Source organism: Endozoicomonas sp. SESOKO1 (assembly GCF_024606265.1).
In the GTDB taxonomy this organism is placed as follows: Bacteria; Pseudomonadota; Gammaproteobacteria; order Pseudomonadales; family Endozoicomonadaceae; genus Endozoicomonas.
Window position 1 is genome coordinate 1 of sequence record NZ_JAHHPP010000246.1, and the last position, 18,345, is coordinate 18,345.

General features: G+C 48.8%; 13 protein-coding genes. 8 read left to right on the forward strand and 5 right to left on the reverse strand.

Going from position 1 to position 18,345, the window contains the following annotated elements:
• Positions 1–249 precede the first annotated feature (249 nt).
• The 7 genes from KDK13_RS10845 to KDK13_RS10875 all read left to right on the forward strand — a co-directional run bounded on the left by KDK13_RS10845 (position 250) and on the right by KDK13_RS10875 (position 12,249).
• A complete protein-coding gene (locus KDK13_RS10845; protein ID WP_257284986.1) occupies positions 250–1,875 on the forward strand; it encodes a sulfatase in 1,626 nt (541 codons plus the stop codon).
• An 88-nt stretch (positions 1,876–1,963) separates the two neighbouring features.
• A complete protein-coding gene (locus KDK13_RS10850) occupies positions 1,964–4,144 on the forward strand; it encodes an autotransporter outer membrane beta-barrel domain-containing protein (protein ID WP_257284987.1) in 2,181 nt (726 codons plus the stop codon).
• A 74-nt stretch (positions 4,145–4,218) separates the two neighbouring features.
• Positions 4,219–5,694: a hypothetical protein gene (locus tag KDK13_RS10855; protein ID WP_257284988.1), complete on the forward strand. Its 1,476-nt coding sequence runs from the start codon at positions 4,219–4,221 to the stop codon at positions 5,692–5,694.
• Positions 5,691–5,840 carry a hypothetical protein gene (locus tag KDK13_RS10860; protein ID WP_257284989.1) on the forward strand — a complete coding sequence of 50 codons (150 nt, stop codon included), beginning with the start codon at positions 5,691–5,693 and terminating at the stop codon, positions 5,838–5,840. The genes KDK13_RS10855 and KDK13_RS10860 overlap by 4 nt, the downstream gene beginning before the upstream one ends.
• A gap of 269 nt (positions 5,841–6,109) precedes the next feature.
• The gene (locus KDK13_RS10865) at positions 6,110–8,599 is read left to right on the forward strand and encodes a polysaccharide lyase family 8 super-sandwich domain-containing protein (RefSeq protein WP_257284990.1); all 2,490 of its coding nucleotides are present in this window, start codon (positions 6,110–6,112) and stop codon (positions 8,597–8,599) included.
• An 81-nt stretch (positions 8,600–8,680) separates the two neighbouring features.
• Complete coding sequence (locus KDK13_RS10870; RefSeq protein WP_257284991.1) at positions 8,681–11,173, forward strand: polysaccharide lyase family 8 super-sandwich domain-containing protein; 2,493 nt, start codon at positions 8,681–8,683, stop codon at positions 11,171–11,173.
• Positions 11,174–11,355: 182 nt separating this feature from the next.
• A complete protein-coding gene (locus KDK13_RS10875) occupies positions 11,356–12,249 on the forward strand; it encodes a LysR family transcriptional regulator (RefSeq protein WP_257284992.1) in 894 nt (297 codons plus the stop codon).
• A 76-nt stretch (positions 12,250–12,325) separates the two neighbouring features.
• Here the strand turns inward: KDK13_RS10875 and KDK13_RS10880 are convergent, their stop codons facing one another.
• The gene (locus KDK13_RS10880; RefSeq protein WP_257284993.1) at positions 12,326–14,101 is read right to left on the reverse strand and encodes a transporter; all 1,776 of its coding nucleotides are present in this window, start codon (positions 14,099–14,101) and stop codon (positions 12,326–12,328) included.
• 60 nt (positions 14,102–14,161) lie between these two features.
• A complete protein-coding gene (locus tag KDK13_RS10885; RefSeq protein WP_257284994.1) occupies positions 14,162–15,325 on the reverse strand; it encodes a glycoside hydrolase family 88 protein in 1,164 nt (387 codons plus the stop codon).
• Between the two features lie 404 nt (positions 15,326–15,729).
• On the opposite strand from KDK13_RS10885, the gene KDK13_RS10890 reads away from it, so the two are divergent.
• Positions 15,730–16,332, forward strand: coding sequence for a DJ-1/PfpI family protein (locus KDK13_RS10890; RefSeq protein WP_257284996.1), 603 nt, complete (start codon positions 15,730–15,732; stop codon positions 16,330–16,332).
• Positions 16,333–16,416: 84 nt separating this feature from the next.
• On the opposite strand, the gene kduD is transcribed toward KDK13_RS10890, so the two are convergent.
• From kduD to KDK13_RS10905, 3 genes are read right to left on the reverse strand one after another with little or no spacing between them, the layout of a single operon-like run.
• A complete protein-coding gene (kduD, locus tag KDK13_RS10895; protein WP_257284997.1) occupies positions 16,417–17,181 on the reverse strand; it encodes a 2-dehydro-3-deoxy-D-gluconate 5-dehydrogenase KduD in 765 nt (254 codons plus the stop codon).
• 33 nt (positions 17,182–17,214) lie between these two features.
• Positions 17,215–18,045 (reverse strand): 5-dehydro-4-deoxy-D-glucuronate isomerase, encoded by an 831-nt coding sequence (gene kduI / locus KDK13_RS10900; RefSeq protein ID WP_257284998.1) that lies wholly within the window; start codon positions 18,043–18,045, stop codon positions 17,215–17,217.
• Positions 18,046–18,066: 21 nt separating this feature from the next.
• On the reverse strand, positions 18,067–18,249 hold the full coding sequence (locus KDK13_RS10905) for a hypothetical protein (protein WP_257284999.1): 183 nt from the start codon (positions 18,247–18,249) through the stop codon (positions 18,067–18,069).
• Positions 18,250–18,345: the final 96 nt, after the last annotated feature.

Consider the following 18,345-nt stretch of genomic DNA (forward strand, 5'->3'; position numbering starts at 1 on the left):
GATGTGAATTATCAAAAAAAAAAAGATTCTCAGCCAAGTCCGAACAATATAAATCACAGGACGCATAATCAGAAACAGCAGTTACTATAATTTTCTGGTTATGTTTTTTCAGCATTGTTTGAATGCGTTAATTGATGATAGTCAATATTTAGCTCCTGTTTTTTCTTTATCATTACCTGGAGGTTACCTGACGCACACTTAGAGCGCCCTCCCTTTAGCCGCAATTTGTATAGGTTGTAGTTAACACCCATGACGAATCGAAGAGACTTTCTTAAAAAGAGTGCTGTACTTGCTGTTGCCGCTGCCGGGGTAGGTTCTGCATCTTCAGCGCTTGCTGGAAGCCAGGATTTTAAAAAGAAAACACCAGTTCAGGAAAAGAAAAAAAAACCCAATATCGTCTTTTTTCTTTCCGACCAGCATCGTCGCCAGGCCATGGGCTTCTGGAAAAAAGAGAAATACCGCAATGCGTTGAACGGTACCTCTGATCCCGTACATACCCCGTTTATCGATGCTTTTGCGGAAGAAAGTGTTGTTCTTACCCAGTGTATATCGTCAACGCCTGTATGCAGCCCGCACCGAGGCATGATGTTAAGTGGCATGTTGCCTCACGCCAATGGTGTGCCATGGAACTGTCGTATTGACCGTGAGTGGGGCTTGATTAACAAGCTGGATACCCTGGGTGTTGTCCTGAGCCGTAACAACTATTCCTGTGGCTACATCGGCAAGTGGCACCTGGATAAACCGGAACCGAATGATCCGGCCAACCCGGGTAAATATATTGGTGAAAGCGATCCAGACTGGACTAAACCTCTGGCCCATCATATGGATTCCTATACGCCGCCGGAATACCGCCAGGGCTTTGATTACTGGTATGCCTACGGTACCAAAGATGATCATGCAGACCCTCATTACTATGATACTGACGGCAAACGTCATGAGCCAGGTGTCTGGGCGACTACCCATGAAGTGGATATGGCGATCTCCTATCTCAAGAATGACAAACAACAGCGGGTTGAAGGGAATCCATTTTGTCTGTTTGTGAGTACGCATCCACCTCATAGCCGTTATATCGAAGTGCGTGATACTGATCCGGAGATGTATGATCAGTTTTATTCCCCCGAGAAAATTGCTGATGCCAAATCGCTGCTGAACCGTCCAAACCTTGGTGTTGATGGTTTGCCTATCAAGATGACGTACAGCACCCGGGAACCTTCTGAAAAATCCATTGCTGAAGGGAAAGGGCCTTCTGAAGATGTCGCCCGTATTTATTTCTCCAGCGTTACTGGCGTCGATCGTCAGTTTGGCCGCCTGCTACAAGCGTTGAAAGAATCCGGTCAGCTGGATAACACCATCGTCGTTTATTCCGCTGACCACGGTGAAATGCTGGGCAGCCATAAACTGATGGAAAAGAGTGTGATTTATGAAGAAGCACTCGGCATTCCAATGATTATCCGTTATCCACAAAAGCTGAAGCCGAGTGTCAATGATGTGCTGATGGGTTCCATGGATATTATGCCAACCCTGCTGGGTCTGGCTGGCCTTGGTGACAAGATTCCTGCGGCGGTTGATGGCCACGATCTTTCCGGCTACCTGGCAGGCACCGCAGATAAACAGGATAAGCCGACCTTTGCACCTTATATGCTTCATACCGAACAGAAAGGCCTTCGTACTGACCGTTACAGTTTCGTTATGAACCGCGAAGGGGAAGGTGCCCTGTTTGACAATATTAATGACCCTTACCAGTTAAACAATATTTTTAATGAAGAGACAGAAATTGTTAAAGAGCTTGGCAAAACATTGGGGGCATTCCTTCGTAACAGTGACGATCTCTGGTTTCAGGAGCGAATCAATAAAGATCTGATTCAGTACACGTAAGTTTGGTGGTCGTGCCTGTCAGCAGCAGGCACGACATCTATTGTTGTTCTCTTAATTGCAATAAATAATACACATGGGATTTATAATCATGCCATCACATCCGTTGCTTAATAAAAAACTTCTGGCTGTTGCTGTTTCTTTTGCCGTTATGGCTGAATATAGTCAGGCAGCGCCTATTAATGTTACTGATGACTATATCAATGACGGCGAAATTGTTGTTACCACTCCTGGTGGTGTAGCGGTTTCTTATAACCCGGTTGATTATGACAACACTAATGCAACGACTATTGCCAATACGACTTTCGACTTCACCAATAACGGTACGATTGAGGGTGAGACACACGCAATAGCTATACAGGATGGCAAGAAAATCAATGTGTTGAAAAACACTGGGACCATAAGCTCTAAAACCGGTGCTGCAATTGTTGCAGTGGGTGATGGCCGTATCAAAGAGCTAGTCAACGAAGGCACTATCACGGGTGGTATGGTTAATGGTGAGCAGATCGCTATTGATATGAGATCTGCTGAGGAGCGAGACCATATGGCGCTCAAGATGATGGGTGGCAGCACCATTAACGGCAATATTCATCTGAACGGCAAATCGGATTATAGCTACAGAGTTTCCTCTGACATTAATGTTTTTCAGGGTGAAGGCGCTGCAACTTTTAATGGTACTGCAATTACAGGTGTTAACCGAATAGTTCTCATGGGTAATTCCCACCTGAAGCTGGCCGCCCAAGATGAGACGATCCGTTTTAATCTGCTTAATTACGACAGAGCCAATCCAAATGAAAAGGGTGATTTGATTCTTAATGGCGGAAGTATTCTGGAGTTCGAACTCAGTGATAAATTAGCTAAAGATGAAAGTGTTCTCTTGCTTGATGGTGATTTGTTTGTAAAGGCTGATAGTAAGATTCGTCTAACCGGCGAGGTGGATAAGCTGGGAGGAAAGCATACGCTGATCACTCTTACTGAAGGCAGTGAAATTAGAGGTGATGGAGAATATGCGATCGACAACGACATGATGGCCGACGGCTGGTTCACCAAAGTTGAACTTGTTGATGATGGTAAAGAATCCAATAATATCGTCGTTGATGTTACCTACGACGAAGAAGTCAACAGTAAGACGCTGGGAAGAGATGCCATGCTCGGTGGTGCTGATGTCACGGAAGCCACTTATATCTACAGATTCGGACAGATCGCTCTTGAAAATGCTGAAATCTCCAAATACGAAATTGCTTTTGCCAGCGAAGACCATGCTGCACTGGCAACCCTGCTGAACAATGTGGGGGGTGATACGGCTGCCTCCGCACAACTGGCCGGGGAGTTGACTGCCGATCGCAGTGGCGCAACGATTTATGCTGCCCAGAACGCCATTAACCAGAATATGAGCCGTATTGTCGCCCGTTCTCTGGATATCCGTAATTCCCAATCCAACTACCATGCGGACTACGGCAGCAGCTGGTTGAATGTATACGGCAGCACCGGCAGTAAGGATAGCAATGGTCGTATTGATGGTTTTGATATCGATGGCATGGGCTTCAGCTTCGGTACCGACGGCATGATCAGCAAGAACCTGTATGCCGGTTTTAACCTGTCCTACAGCGAGCAAGAAATGCAAGGCGTAGTTTACCGAAGGGAGCATGATCTGAACTCCTATCAAGGGGCTTTCTATGCGCTTTGGAATCACGACCAGCTGTTTGTTTCTACGATTGCCAGTGCTGGCTTCAATTTATACACCAGTAACCGTATGATTGCCGATCAGGATTCCAGGGGTAATTACGACGGTTATAACCTGGCTCTGCGCATGACGGCTGGCTATGACTTCGAAGCGGGCGGTGTTGCCATCCAGCCGCTGGTTGCTGCCGAGATTAACAAGCTGGGAATTGAAGCCTATGAAGAGAGAGGTTCTGACGCGTCTCTGGGTTATAAAGAGCAGAAGGTTCATCAGCACAAGCTGGGCCTGGGCGTAAATCTCAGCAAGAACCTCACTTTCCGTGATCGCCAGTTCAAACCATCCCTGTCTGTTATGGGCTGGCACGATCTGAAAGCCGATGACCGGGAGCTGGATACCTACACAATGATTGATAAGGATGTGCTTATTACTGCTGATATCGCTGACGGTTCTGATTACCGCTACGAATTAACTGCCGGTGCGGATTATGTCTCCGATGATGGAGAGATGAAGGCAGGTTTCAATATTCAACACAGTATTGAAGAAGGTATGCAGGATACCGCGCTGTTGTTTCAGGTGAAGTACGCACTCTGATTTGCGGGATAAACTTTTATCAAACAGCCCTGCAAAGGGCTGTTTGATTCACACTTCTTTACCGGCTTGCATCAATGAATCCAATCAATCGACTCTCCAATCATCTCTCAGGCGCAGAAAAAAGACCGGGCTGTAAAGCCTCTGCCCTGACACTGGCCATATTATCGGTACTGGTTTCCACCGGCGCTTCTGCAGAAGAAATTGAGACTGACCAAGAATGGTTGTCTTCATTTTCCGGGAGGAATCGCGTGATGCTCAAGAACGTGAATTCTTTCAAAGCTGAAACTTACTGGAATAGGAATCTTAATGACCATGACACCAAATACACGGCCAATGGCGCCATTGTTGCTCACTTCGCTTCCGGCATGATGGGCAGTAAAAAACTGTCTATGGGAATAGATCTGGGTGCTACTTATATGTACAGACTGGGTAACGCCAATTATGACAAGTATTTGGGCACCGGAGGCTTTCCACAGACCGAATGTGAGACCGGCTGGCGAGATCGCGAAGTTTGTCAAGTTAGCCATAATTTCAGCCGTGTCAGCCAGGTTTCCGTGAAGGGCGTGTTGGGTGAAAGCCGTGAGAAAAATACCAGGTTCAATATTGGTCTTGGTTATCTGTCGGGGGGCATGGTCTCTGCGTTTAACCCTGACACCAGTTTAATTCCCAGATCCTATCTCGGCGGGGAATTCACGACCAGGTGGAACAAGATGACGCTGTCCGGTGCCTATATTGTCGGAAGAATGGGGGGGGCTGATAGAAGTGTTTCGCGTCTGACTATGTTCCAGGACTCCAGAGTACTTGATACTGAACGGGTCACCCTTGATTATGTTTCCAGCCTGCAAGCTCACTACAGAACTGACAACATGGATTTCGTGCTGGGTTACTCGAATGGTGATAGTTTCATGCAGCGTTATGTCGGGCGGGTTGGTTATTTTGGTAATCTGGATCACGACCAGTCCTATCGCTTTGATGCTGCCTATAGCATGAACACTTTCGGTGGCAGTAATTATGATGAGCTCGTGGCATTGGGAATGCGGCAGCCGGAGGGCGAGGAACGCGCAAATCAGGCTTCGGTCCGGGCACAATACAATCACGGTAATGTTTCCCTGGTTATGAGTCATTCCCGGGTTGGAGGAAACGTCCGTTACGGCGACAACATTGCCGGTGTCAGCAACGATGGATATCACTTTGCCGAAGGTGCTTTTAATGACCACACCCTGCCCGGCGATACCTCGCAGACTATTGCAATGATCTATAGGATGTACGACTTTGATGTTCCTATTATTAATGACTTGACCTTAAACTACACCTACAACCGTGGAAAGCGGATTCGCTTCGGTGACAGGCATGAAACCGGCACAGCTGAAGACCATGCCGTGAACGTTCAATATACTAAATCCGGTGGTGCATTCAAGGGGGCCAGGTTCAATGTCAAGTTTGCCTGGTTTGATCCGGATAGCAACTGGCGTCCGATTATAGAAGGAGAGCCTGGCGATGCCGGTCGGGAATACATTTTTGACGTCGTGATGAACATACCTTTTTATTGACCGCATACCCTTCGGATGCCTGCCCTGGCCTGGCCTGGCGGGATAATCCGTTGATGGATAACTTCGAAGATAAAGGTGCCCTGGGCACCGGCCATTTCGGTTTCCGGATCCGGGACAGCCATATGAAAGTGGACAACGGTTTATGATCTGCATAAATCCTGAACTTTCTGATCTCTGATCTGAAGCTCCCGAAACAGGGGCTTCAGGATCAGGCATTCATGGAATGTCGCCACCATATGGTGAATGAAGTAATCAATGCCCAAATATCACTACTGTCCCTTGATTCGCAATGTCCGTTCTTCGGAGGATTTAAAACGGGCTATTAACGAATTATCTGCAGGTGGAAAGGTTCATCCAGTAATAATACCAGCTATTCGATTTGGACAAAGACTGTATAGTAATAAGGCGGTTTTTCATGAAAAAAGTCTTGGCCTGTATGGCGTTAATGTTGGCAGTGGTTATTTCCGGCTGCAATCCTAACGCTGAAGGTTCGGCCGACAGTAATGGCTCCACCGGCGATAATGGTTCGGCAAGTGATAGAATCGAGATGGAGCAGGTTGCTGATCAATTCCGTGAACAGGGTCGAGCTTTTGTGATCAGGGGCCATAGCTATGACTGGCTGGACAGTGTTAATCAATTTCAACCGGATGGTGCCTATAAAACACCACTTCCACTTTTTAACCCAGGTGAGGAATTGACATCGGCTGGCCGGGAAAAATTTGATGCACACAGGGTGTATCTGAAAGATGTCCTGAATCTGGCTTACCTGCATAATAATGCGAAAAACGACAATAAGAAAAACGATCGTACGCAATACAGTGAGCAGGTGATCAACACCCTGGACTGGTGGTTCTCCAACTATACCCTGCCTCAGGGTGTCTACAATGTCACCTTTGGTTATCAGGAGCTGGGGAATATTACTGACCTGCTCTCCAATATCGGTAACCTGCTGTATAACAATTTTCATTCTGAAGAACTGGTAACTGAGAAATCCAACCGGGTCAAGGCCGCCATTGTTGAATATGGCCTCCACAATACTAACTCCCTGCCCCAACTGAAGGGGGCAAACTGGGCTTTCCGTTCAATTACTGTCATGCGCTATCTGGTCTTTGCCAATGATCCGGGACTGATGAATGACTATATGGAACTCTATGGCAAAAGCCTGACCCTGAACCGTGGCCTGCCTGATCCTGATAACCAGAGTGACAAGGATGGCATCTGGCCAGACGGTAGCTTCACCCACCATGGCGATATGAATTACTGGGGTATGTATGGAGTGGGCTGGCTGAGTGAAGTACTGTGTCTGGCGGATCTGGTCAAGGGAACCCGCTGGGCATTTACAGACAAACATTTCGAGTTTCTGGAATTTGCCATTATGGAAGGCGCACGCTGGGTGTTCTATCGCGGTAATGTGGAATACAGTTCAGCCCCCAAGAGAGCGACATACCTGATCGATAGAACAGACTGGATGCCAGGCAAATTTAAAGATGCCGTTGGTCAACTGATGGCCTTGTCTGGTGACGCCATTGATCAACAGGCTATGAAGCAGCTCTATGACAATATCGATACCGAATGGGCAGTTGCAGGAAACGACCAATACCAGGAGTTTGATGGCCACCGGATGTTCTGGAATACCGATTACCAGGTACATCGCCGAAACAACTATTCCGTCGCCGTACGACGTTCATCCCTGAGAACCCGGGCACCGGAAGACCGTAAAGAGACAAGTTTCCATCTCCATTTTGGCAGCGGCTATACCTCCATTTTGACCAAAAACGACGAGTATCGTCTGGCTCGTTTGGGTATGGATTACAGTACCCTGCCGGGCACTACCCTTGAGAAAGATCAGCAAGTAAATTCCGGACTGGCTGGCTCAAGAAGACGTAACCAACCGACTTTCTCAGCTGGCACTACCGACGGCCTGCATGGTGTGGGTTCCATGCAGCAAAGGTTGGTAGAATTCAAGGTTGACTCTTTTGAAGACCCTGCACTAATCAATGGCGCTGGCGCCAACAAGAGTAACTTCTTCTTTGAGAGTGAAATCGTCAATCTTGGGTCGTCCGTCGAGCGGATTACTGACAATGCTCTTGCGCATACCGGTGATATCTGGACCACGATTAACCAGGTGCATCGCACCGGCAATATCTGGCTTCAGAGCGATGATGATGTGGCTCAGACGATTGAAGCCAGTACCGAGAATAATGAGGACTTTCAGGTAAGCAACCGTTTCTACCTCTGGCATGGTGATATTGGCTATATCATTCAGGCACAAGACACAGAGGTATCCGTAAAACTTCTGGCAGAACGGCGTCCCTTGAATCCAGCACTGAAAAAGGATTACCTGAAAGCCCTTTCTGAGGAAGATCGAAACACTGACAGTATTAATATGCTGCAGCTGGCTATCAATCACGGTCCTTTCCCTGACGGGGATCGCTATCAGTACACTGTGGTGCCGGCAATCGATCTGGACTCTTTCCAGCGCCAGTATGTCAATACTTCAGCGAACAATAAGCTGGACCAGATATCTGTCCTGCAGAATGACTGTAAAGCTCATGCTGTTTATCACAAGGCTTTGAAGATGTACGGCATTGTCTTCTTTGAAGGAGGGAACCATGAGGTAACCCTGTCGGATGGACGTTCGATCCGCTCCGAAGACCCTGTGGTGCTGATGATTAAAGAGCCTGCTGAAGAAGGCGGAAAGTTTACCGGCTATTTGACCTACGGGGATTTTCGGGGAACCGCACCCAGTACCATGAAAACACCGGATACGCCATTCGTTGGTACAAAGGAAGATAATGTTGTTATCAACGTGACTGGATTCCCGTCAGCGAGTAATACCAATCTAACCATTCCTGTCAATACAACACTGGGGGAAGAAGGAAGCACCGTTAAATTCACTTTCTAAACCAGTCCGGCCCTGGAAGAAAACGTCTGAGTCCGGATTATTTGTGGGCAATACCTTCTGTAATTTCTTAAAGGCTTATTGATGAAAAAAATCTTTACCTGCATCGCCTTGGCGGTGTCATTTTCCATGGGGGGCAGTCTGGCATATGCTTCTGCGAGCGCGCAAAGTACTCCTGCTGCCAGCAGTGCCGATGTTGAACTCGACCTGGTTCGGGAACGCTTTGCGTCCCAGAATCTTCTGGCCAAGCCTATGTACCGGGTTTACAGTATCGATAACTGGTCACAGAGCCTCAAAAAATTTGATGATTCCGGGGAATACAGTGGACGGTTAGATGCCATCAGTGAAAGTGAAAAACATACGAATGAAGCTCGTTTAAAATTCAGGGGACACGCTGACTATCTGAAAGATGTTCTGAACGTGGCTTTTCTGTATGGCTATAACGATGGCAAGCGCAGTGATGAATACTTTCAGGACCCAAAATATCGTGAGCTGGTGATTAACTCCCTGGATTGGTGGTTTTCTGAATATCCCCTGCCAACCCATGTGTATCACTCGACCTTTGGTTATCATAATCAAAGAGGTGTGACTGATCTGCTGTCAACCATAGCCCATCTTGTTTTCCCGAATGACAGCCAGCTGGCACAGGATTCCGGAAAAGCCGGACAGATCAAGCAGTCCATTATTGATTATGGCTATCACTCCACTCACTCGATGCCACAGTTGAAAGGCCCAAACTGGACGGCTCGGTCGCATAATGCTGTGCGTTACCTTCTGCTGGCGGATAACACCGCGTATATGGATGAGTACATGGCTATTTTCCGCGACAGCCTGACCCTTAACAGGGGAATAAGTAATCCTGAGGTTCAGGTTGAGAGGGACGGTATCTGGCCGGACTGGAGCCTGACGCACCATGGTGATATGAATTATTGGGGTATGTACGGGGTTGGCTGGCTATACGACGTTGTCTGGCTGGCGGAGCTGGTTGCCGATACCCGGTGGGAATTTACTGATGAAGACTACCAGTTTATCGAGTCTGCCATCGTTAATGGTCTCCGCTGGATCTTCTATCGGGGGAATACCGAATACACTACGGCGCCCAAGCGGTCAACCTATCTTCTTGCGAGGACAGATTCAGCACCAGGCATGGTCAAGGATTCCGTCCACAAATTTATTGGGCTGGCTGGAGACGCTATTGATCAAGAGGCCATGCAGTTCTTGCATGATAACCTTGATACAGACTGGCGGGACGATGGTAAAACCTATCAGGAACTGGTCGGCCACAGGATGTTCTGGAATACAGACTATCAGGTACACCGCCGTAATAACTACTCGGTAGCGGTCAGACGTTCTTCCCTCAGGACCCGTGGGCCAGAAGACAGTGCCTACAGGGGTGTCAACCTCCACCTGCACTTTGGCAGCGGCTATACCTCCATCCTGACCAAAAATGACGAATACCGTCTGGCCCGTATGGGTATGGATTACAGCACCATGCCAGGTACGACTCTTGAACAGGGGCAAAGTACTGCTGCCGGAAAGGCGGCCTCACTCCGCCGTAATCTCGAGCTCTTTTCTGCCGGTGTTACCGATGGCATGTATGGTGTCGGAGCCATGAAGCAGCAGCTGGTTACCCTGCAGAAAGAGACATTTGAGAATCCGATTTTGCTCAATGGTGCCGGCGCCTACAAAAGCAACTTCTTCTTCGAAAATGAAATCGTCAACCTGGGTTCTGAAGTTAAGCGGTTAAGGAGCCGTGAGCTGGAAATCACCGGTAATATTCTGACCACCGTTAACCAGGTACACAGAACCGGCGACACCTGGCTGCAATACGATGATGAGTCCGGCGTAATGATTTCGGAAGCGGATGAGCGCAGTGAAAATATCCGTATCAAGAAACGCCTGTTCCTCTGGCATGGCGATATCGGCTGTATCGTACAGGCCGGGGATGACTCAGTGCTTGTCAAGTTGATGGCAGAGAGAAGGCCACTCAATCCGGTATTGATACCCGACAAGGACTATATCAAGGCATTGTCAGACAAGGATCGTGAATCCCAGACCGTAAACATGCTACAACTGGCTATAGATCATGGCCGTTTTCCGGACGAAGACGGTTATGACTATACAGTGGTTCCGGGTATCAGCCTGGCTGATTTCCAGCGTTTCTATGTTGAGCCATCAGACAGTAACCGATTAAACAGGATTGATGTCCTGCAGAATGACGACAAAGCCCATGTAGTTTATCATGCCGAGCTGGGTATTTATGGTCTGGTGTTCTTTGAGGCAGGTGCGGTGAAGCTGCCGGAAGGGCGAACTATCGAAGTGAATGAGCCGCTGGTGCTGATGGTGAAAGAGCCAGAAAAGAAAGGCCTCCCTTACACGGGTTATGCCGTCTATGCCGAGTTCCGTGGTTTAGCCCCCAGTTCAATGCTGACGCCAGAAATACCATATATAGGAAAACCGCTTGATTCTGTTGTCATCAAGCATACCGGCTTCTCTTCTGAGGTAGAAAAGCAACAAACGGTTCCGCTGAACACCGCTTTGAGTGAAGAAGGCAGTACCGTTAAGTTCAGCCTTTGATACATGGAAAAGGCTTCTGGCAAGTGATGCCAGAAGCCCGTTGAGCGCCAGTAAGGAGTTGTCTGGAAATATTTTCATTATTGAAGATAAGAAACAGAAGTTTTAATCTTCCACTTCAATAGCCTATCCACGGTGCTGGCTTCCGGGCCAGCGCTTTTTTTTATATTTTTGGTCATGTTTGCGTGAATCGGTTACTGAAGCACTTTAAAGCAGTAGCGCACCATAAAAAAATTTCCTCAGCCTGCCGCGAACTCAATATCTCCCAGCCTGCCTTGAGTAAAAGCATCAAACTGCTGGAAGAGCGTTTTGGGATACCCCTGTTTGAGCGTCTTCCACGGGGGATGGAATTAACCAGTGCCGGGAACCGCCTGTTAAACAGAATCCGTCGTATGGATATGGAGTTCCAGTATGCAGTTGAAGAGATTGATCAGCTGAAAACCGGAAAGAGCCAAAGGTTGGCAATCGGTGCCGGGACGGTATGGGAAAAGTTTTTGCCATCGGTAATCTCCCAACTTTTCCAGGAGTTTCCCAATCTGGAAGTTATCATCCGCTCTGATACCAACGAGCAGCTGATTCCTGATCTGGCAGAAGGCAAGCTGGATGTCGTGATCGGTGGTGCCAATAGCCAAAATGACCGTTACGACCAGCTGGTGTTCCTGCCACTGCTGAATGTCAGTATGAAAATTGCTGCACACCGTAGCCACCCACTTGCCGGACAGTCGGTTATCTCTGTAGATGATCTTGCCCAGTACCCCTGGGTTGCATACCAGCGTTCCAAAGGCGAGTTCCTGAGTCATTTATTTAACCGGAAAGGGATTAAATCCATCCGTTATTCCCTGCAAACTGAGCTTCTTGATGTAGCGCTGGATGTGATGAAAAAACGTCATGCACTGCTCTGCGTAGCCGAACAGTTCTTTTATAAATTACCCGAGGATGAGTTTGTCCAGGTTAACTTTAATGAGCCAATCTGGAACTTTAACTCTGGTGTCTGGTATCAGTCATCGGCCCGTTATACGTCAGTGGTTGATCGTTTTATTGAGGTATTGACGGAGTCCGTCAGCCAGCAGGTGGTATAAAAAAACCGGGAATACTTCCCGGTTTTTTACTACTTATTCACACACGCAACAACTAGTGTCAACAAGCGTGAGAAGATCAAGCGACTGACAGATCATTTTCACTGCCTGATGTATCTTCTACTGGCATATTACTGCTGCGGTACAGCAGGACACCTATCAGTAACATGAACCCGCCGCAGAGAATAAAGGCCATAACGCTGCGCTCATTTGGCAGCAGGGCCAATGCGCACACTGCCGCGCCAAAAATCATGGACAGAATACCCAATTTCCTGCGCTGCATATTGTCGGATGCGCATGCACCGGCGCCGGACACAACCGGAGTCCCAACGTTCCTGAAGAAGGTCTCGATCTCAGCTTTACGCTCACCGACCGGTTCCTTGTAGAACAAACCGCTCAGCAGGAAGAAGCCGACTGTCAGGGTTACGTGGGCCAGCTGGGTAATGACCACCGCCAGATCCGCAGTTTCCCGGCTGGTGAAAGTGACACCCAGGGCTTCGGCAAACCAGGCCGCGTTCAGCCAGGAGTTGGCAATCAGGCTGACCACCAGACCAAAGAGAACCGTTGCCCAACCTGCCCAGTCTGGTACCTTGCGAATAAACAGGCCCATCATCTGCGGGATCATCAGCGGCAGGTTTACGATACCGGCGAACATGATCATGATCTGGAACAGGCTGAAACCTTCCAGCTGGCTGAAGAACAGGGCAAAGCCGATCACCATCATACCCATCACGCCAGTGGCGATACGACCGACCATCAGCTGTTCTTTTTCAGAGGCATCCGGTTTCAGGACGGGCTGATAGAAGTTCTTGACAAAGGTGCCGGAAATAAAGTTGATGCGTGAATCCAGTGTGGACATGGTCGCAGAGAACATGGCAGCAACCACCAGGCCGAGCATGCCACTTGGCAGCATCTTTTCAACGATAACCAGGTAGGCAGCACTGTCAGATGTATTGCCCAGTGTCGGGTAAAGGGCTTGCAGATCCGGGTATTCCAGTGCCGCAAACATGGGTGGGAAGAACCAGATAATGGAGCCGAAGCCAAACAATACAGCTGCAAAGTAGGCGGACTTCTTCGCATGGGCACTGTCTTTTACACACAGGAAGCGTACGGCCTGACCAATGTTGTTCATGTCCAGCACGCGCTGGATCAGGATCGCGGCCACCCACAGCAGGAAGATCTCGGTAAAGTTGATACCGTTACCCATCACAAAGCTTTCTGCCGGAAAGTTCTCAATCACAGACAGGAAACCATCAGAGTTCTGGTAGCTGTAGATAAAGGTGACCAGGCTGACACCCAGAATCAGCAGGCACTGGATAAAGTCACTGGCAACCACTGCCCAGGAACCGCCCATCACCGACATAAAGACCACGGCGACACCGGTCACAATAATGGTGGTATTAAGGGACCAGCCGATCACCGCAGAGATAAATACGGCAACAGCGATCAGGGTGATGGCCGCGCCCAACAGGCCGGTCAGGGTAACCACCCAGGTATGAACCTGTTCCGTGCCTTTACCAAAACGCTGGCGCAGGGCCTGCATTGGGGTGATAACGCGCATCTGGCGGAACTTCGGCGCAAAGTAAAGGCCACAGATCAGGTAGCCAAAGACATTAAAGAAGAAAATAAAGACGACAGACAAACCATCGGTATAGGCCTTGCCGGCAGCACCGGTAAAGGTCCAGGCGCTAAAGGTGGTCATAAAGGCACTGGCACCGGTCATCCACCAGAGCATCTTGCCGCCTCCGCGAAAATATTCGCTGGTATCGGACACCTGCCTGTTAAAGACCACACCCAGTCCGATCATAAAGACAAAGTAAAAGATAATGGCCATCAAATCATAGGTTGAGATCATTGTTCACCTCGTATGCGCAAGTGGTGTGCTGCTCAGCTCCCTGAACAGCACACAGGCCTATTACCAGAAAAATTGGGTATGACCGGAGGCTCTCATCAGAGCTTCCATATAGTAATAATCACCGTAGGGCAGCATGTTCTTGCACAAGCCCTGGTGTACGAAAGAGGCACCATCAGACAGTAACCCGAGAGCCCCGGGAGTTTCCGTCAGGTCGCAATGTTTCATCAGTCCGGCGAGCATATGGCAGGCCCACTGACGGAAGTACTCTTTCTCTTCCGCGTCATCACAGAAATCCGCAATCATCAGCATACCGGCGGCAGTAACGGCACCGGCGGAGCTGTCCAGGTACTGGGTTTCATGTTCTGGCAGCAGGTAATCCCAGATCGGCACACCGTTTTCCGGCAGGTGCTCAATGGCGTAAACCGCCAGCTTCTTGGCCAGTTCCAGGTATTTCCTGTCACCGGTGTATTCGAAAATCTGCGCATAACCATGAATGGCCCATGATTGGCCACGTGCCCAGCAGGAATCATCGGCATAACCCTGGAAGGTGCGGCCGCAGACCGGTTCCTGGGTCAGTGGATCGAAATCAAAGGTGTGGAAGGTGCTGTAGTCATCACGAACGATATGTTTTGCCAGGGTATCGGCGTGGGCAATAGCGGCTTCCTGATAAATCGGGTTATTGGTGACCTCTGTCGCCCAGAACAGCAAAGCCATATTTTCCAGAGAGTCGATAATGCTTTTGCCCTGGGTTTTTTCCAAACCGAGGATATGGGTCTCGTTCCAGGCGACAAAGTATTTACCAACACGACGGAAACGGGTCAGCAGACTGTCGGCTGCTTCCAGTGCCATCTTTTTGGACTCTTCATCCATATTCAGCTTGTAATCAGCGACGCAGCTCAGGCTGTACTGGAAACCAAGGTCATGATCGTGGCAATCACGCAGCGCCAGTAACTCCTTGAAATAAGGTTTGCGCAGACGGGCGCTGTTCCTGAAAACACTTTCACCGGTCAATTTGTAAGCCAGCCACAATTGTCCGGTCCAGAAGCTGGAGACCCAGTCGGAAGGACCGCAATAAATCCACTGGTAATCTTCAGTACCAATTTTCGGGTTTCTGTCGCCAATACGTGAAATGTTTTTCCGGATGGCGTGGCAGACCTTATCCAGTTGCTGGGCAAACAGGGCTTCAGAATAGTGCTCGGGTGGAAGAGCTGATGGAGTTGGCATCGTCAAGGTTGTCTCATTAGCTTTAAATGCTCAATCATCGAGTGGTGAAATCACGCTTGATTGAGGCGTAAAAGAAAATGGTGCTTCTTTCTGGTCAAAAACAGCTGAAAAACAGCTGAAAGAACCGATTAAAAAATGGTGAAAAAATGACACTTATAGAGTGCGTGCAACAGTAGATTAGGTATAACTTAAAGGTTTTGATGCAGGTCAAGTTATTGGGAGTTGAAGTTTATTTATGTGATTAAAGTAATGGCGATATAATCTTTATACGCCCTAGGTATAATCTAGAGATTATACGTCATGTGTTTTTTGTTAATAATTTCTTAGTTGATTGATTTACCTATGTTATTCTCAAAATCAGCCTTGTTTGACAAGCTCTGTCCAACCGATAAGTGAACAATTCCATGCTGAAAGAAATTGCAATGAGCAAACGTGTTGCCGTTCTGCTTGCTGATGGCTTTGAAGAGGCCGAAGCCGTTACCTTCATCGACATTATGCGTCGGATGTTTATTAATGTTGATGTATTGGCCTGCAAGGATGAGCTGAAAATGAACAGCTACTTCAAGGTCAATATTACTGCGGATTACACCCTGGCTGAAAAATTTGCACAAAGCTATGACGCTGTGATGATGCCCGGTGGCCCCGAGGGAACTGCCAATCTGACGGCCAACACGATGGTCATCGACTTTCTGAAACGTCATATTGCCGAAGGCAAGTTAATCTGCCCGCTTTGCTCATCCGGTGCCAAGGTGGTTGCTGCCAATGGTCTGTTTGGTAAGCATAAATATGTCTCTGGCGCAGATTTCTACAAGAATTTTGATGATGGTGTTCATGTTGACCAGAAGGTTGTGGTCGACGGCCAGTTTATCAGTGGAAAAGGTTTGGGTGTCGTATTCGACTTTGCCTTTATTGTTGCGGAGCAGCTGATTGGGAAAGGAACTGAGAAGGGGTCTGCACATTGGCAGGCTCAGCATATTGATTATGATGGCTGGCCGTACGCTGAGTAATTAAAAACAGCTTTCCATAAGAAAGGCTCCCTGCCGTGATTCAACGGCAGGGAGCCTTTGCTTTCATTACTATTGATTAGCTGATTAACGAGCCAGCCAGCCGCCATCAACAGCAACGGTGTAACCGTTTACGTAATCGCTGGCAGAAGAGGCCAGGAACACAACCGGGCCAGCCAGATCTTCCGGTGTGCCCCAGCGGTTTGCTGGAATACGACCAAGAATCGCTGCGTTACGCTCTTCATCGGCACGCAGGGCTGCGGTGTTATCGGTGGCCATATAACCAGGAGCAATGGCATTCACGTTGATACCATGCTGAGCCCACTCACAGGCCAGCAGACGAGTCAGACCAGCGATACCACTCTTGGAAGAGGTGTAAGACGGAACGCGGATACCGCCCTGGAAAGACAGCATGGAAGCGATGTTAATGATCTTGCCGCCATTGCCCTGTTCCAGGAACTGTCTGGCCACCGCCTGGCTCAGGAAGAACGGGGTCTTCAGGTTGATATCCATTACTTCATCCCAGTCTTTCTCGGAGAAGTTCACGGAATCTTCGCGACGGATAATACCGGCATTGTTCACCAGGATATCGATACGGCCAAAGACTTCAACGGCTTCCTTCACAATGCGTTCAACCGGCTCAATGCTCAGCAGGTTAGCTTCCACAAAGTGAAAACGACGACCAGCGGCTTCTACCAGTGCGCGGGTTTCCGGTGCGTCAATATGACCGACGGCACAGACGTCAGCGCCCGCCTGAGCCAGAGCGACAGCCATACCCTGGCCGAGACCGGTGTTGGCGCCGGTTACCAGAGCCACTTTACCGTTCAGGTCGAAAGAGAATGCAGGAGTCATGAAAATAAACCTTTATAAAGAAAGTAAAGCGGCTTACCTGATGTCGCCCATGGCAACAAAATCCATATCGGAGAAGGTCTGGTTCTCGCCAGCCATGCCCCAGATGAAGGTGTAGTTGGCGCTGCCTACGCCGGAATGGATAGACCAGCTTGGGCTGATCACCGCCTGCTCATTACGCATCACAATATGACGGGTTTCGGTTGGTTCACCCATCATATGGAACACGACACCGTCTTCTTTCATATCGAAGTAGAAGTACACTTCCATACGACGCTCATGGGTATGACAAGGCATAGTATTCCAGATACTGCCTGGCTCAAGAACGGTCATTCCCATGGCCAGCTGACAGGTTTCCAGAACGGCAGGCACCATGTACTTGTAGATGGTGCGACGGTTGCAGGTTTCTGCATCACCCAGGGTTTCCGGGCTGGCCATTTCCTGAGTGATCTTTTTGGTTGGGTAGGTGGCGTGGGCTGGCGCGCTGTTGATGTAGAACTTGGCCGGATTGGCGGCGTCTACGCTGGCGAAAGCCACTTCTTCCGCGCCTTTACCGATATACAGGGCTTCACGGGCACCGATTTCGTGTTTGACGCCATCAACGGTGACAACGCCAGCGCCACCAATATTGATAGCACCCAGCTCGCGACGGGCCAGGAAGAAATCTGCACCAATCTCTTTACCGGCTTCCAGTTTGACCGGCTCAACGCCTGGCATACAACCACCGGCAATCACCCGGTCAACGTGGCTGTAGGTCAGGTTGATACGACCACCGTCGAAAATACCGTCGATCAGGAACTCGCGACGCAGTCCTTCCGTATCCAGGGTTTTGGCGTGATCGCTGTGAATAGGCTGTCGAATATCCATAGTTTCCTCTTGTTGATTACATCATTGCTGACGGTTCGCAGGTAGTAACAACGTCGAAAGCGGGGCATTCGTGGCAATGATGGCAGTATTGGTTGATAGATGGAGAATGGTTAACAGGGATTGAGACGGATCAAACTTGTTGTTGGCTGGATAGGTTATGCGTTTCTGATCATGCAGGCTTTTTGCAGGATACACAGGAAACATTTTTGTCTTGCCAGAACAGGTTTGAGATGAATACAAATACAAAGTACGACGAATTTAACTGACCCATAACATGTCTCTATTGATATAGGTCAAAAA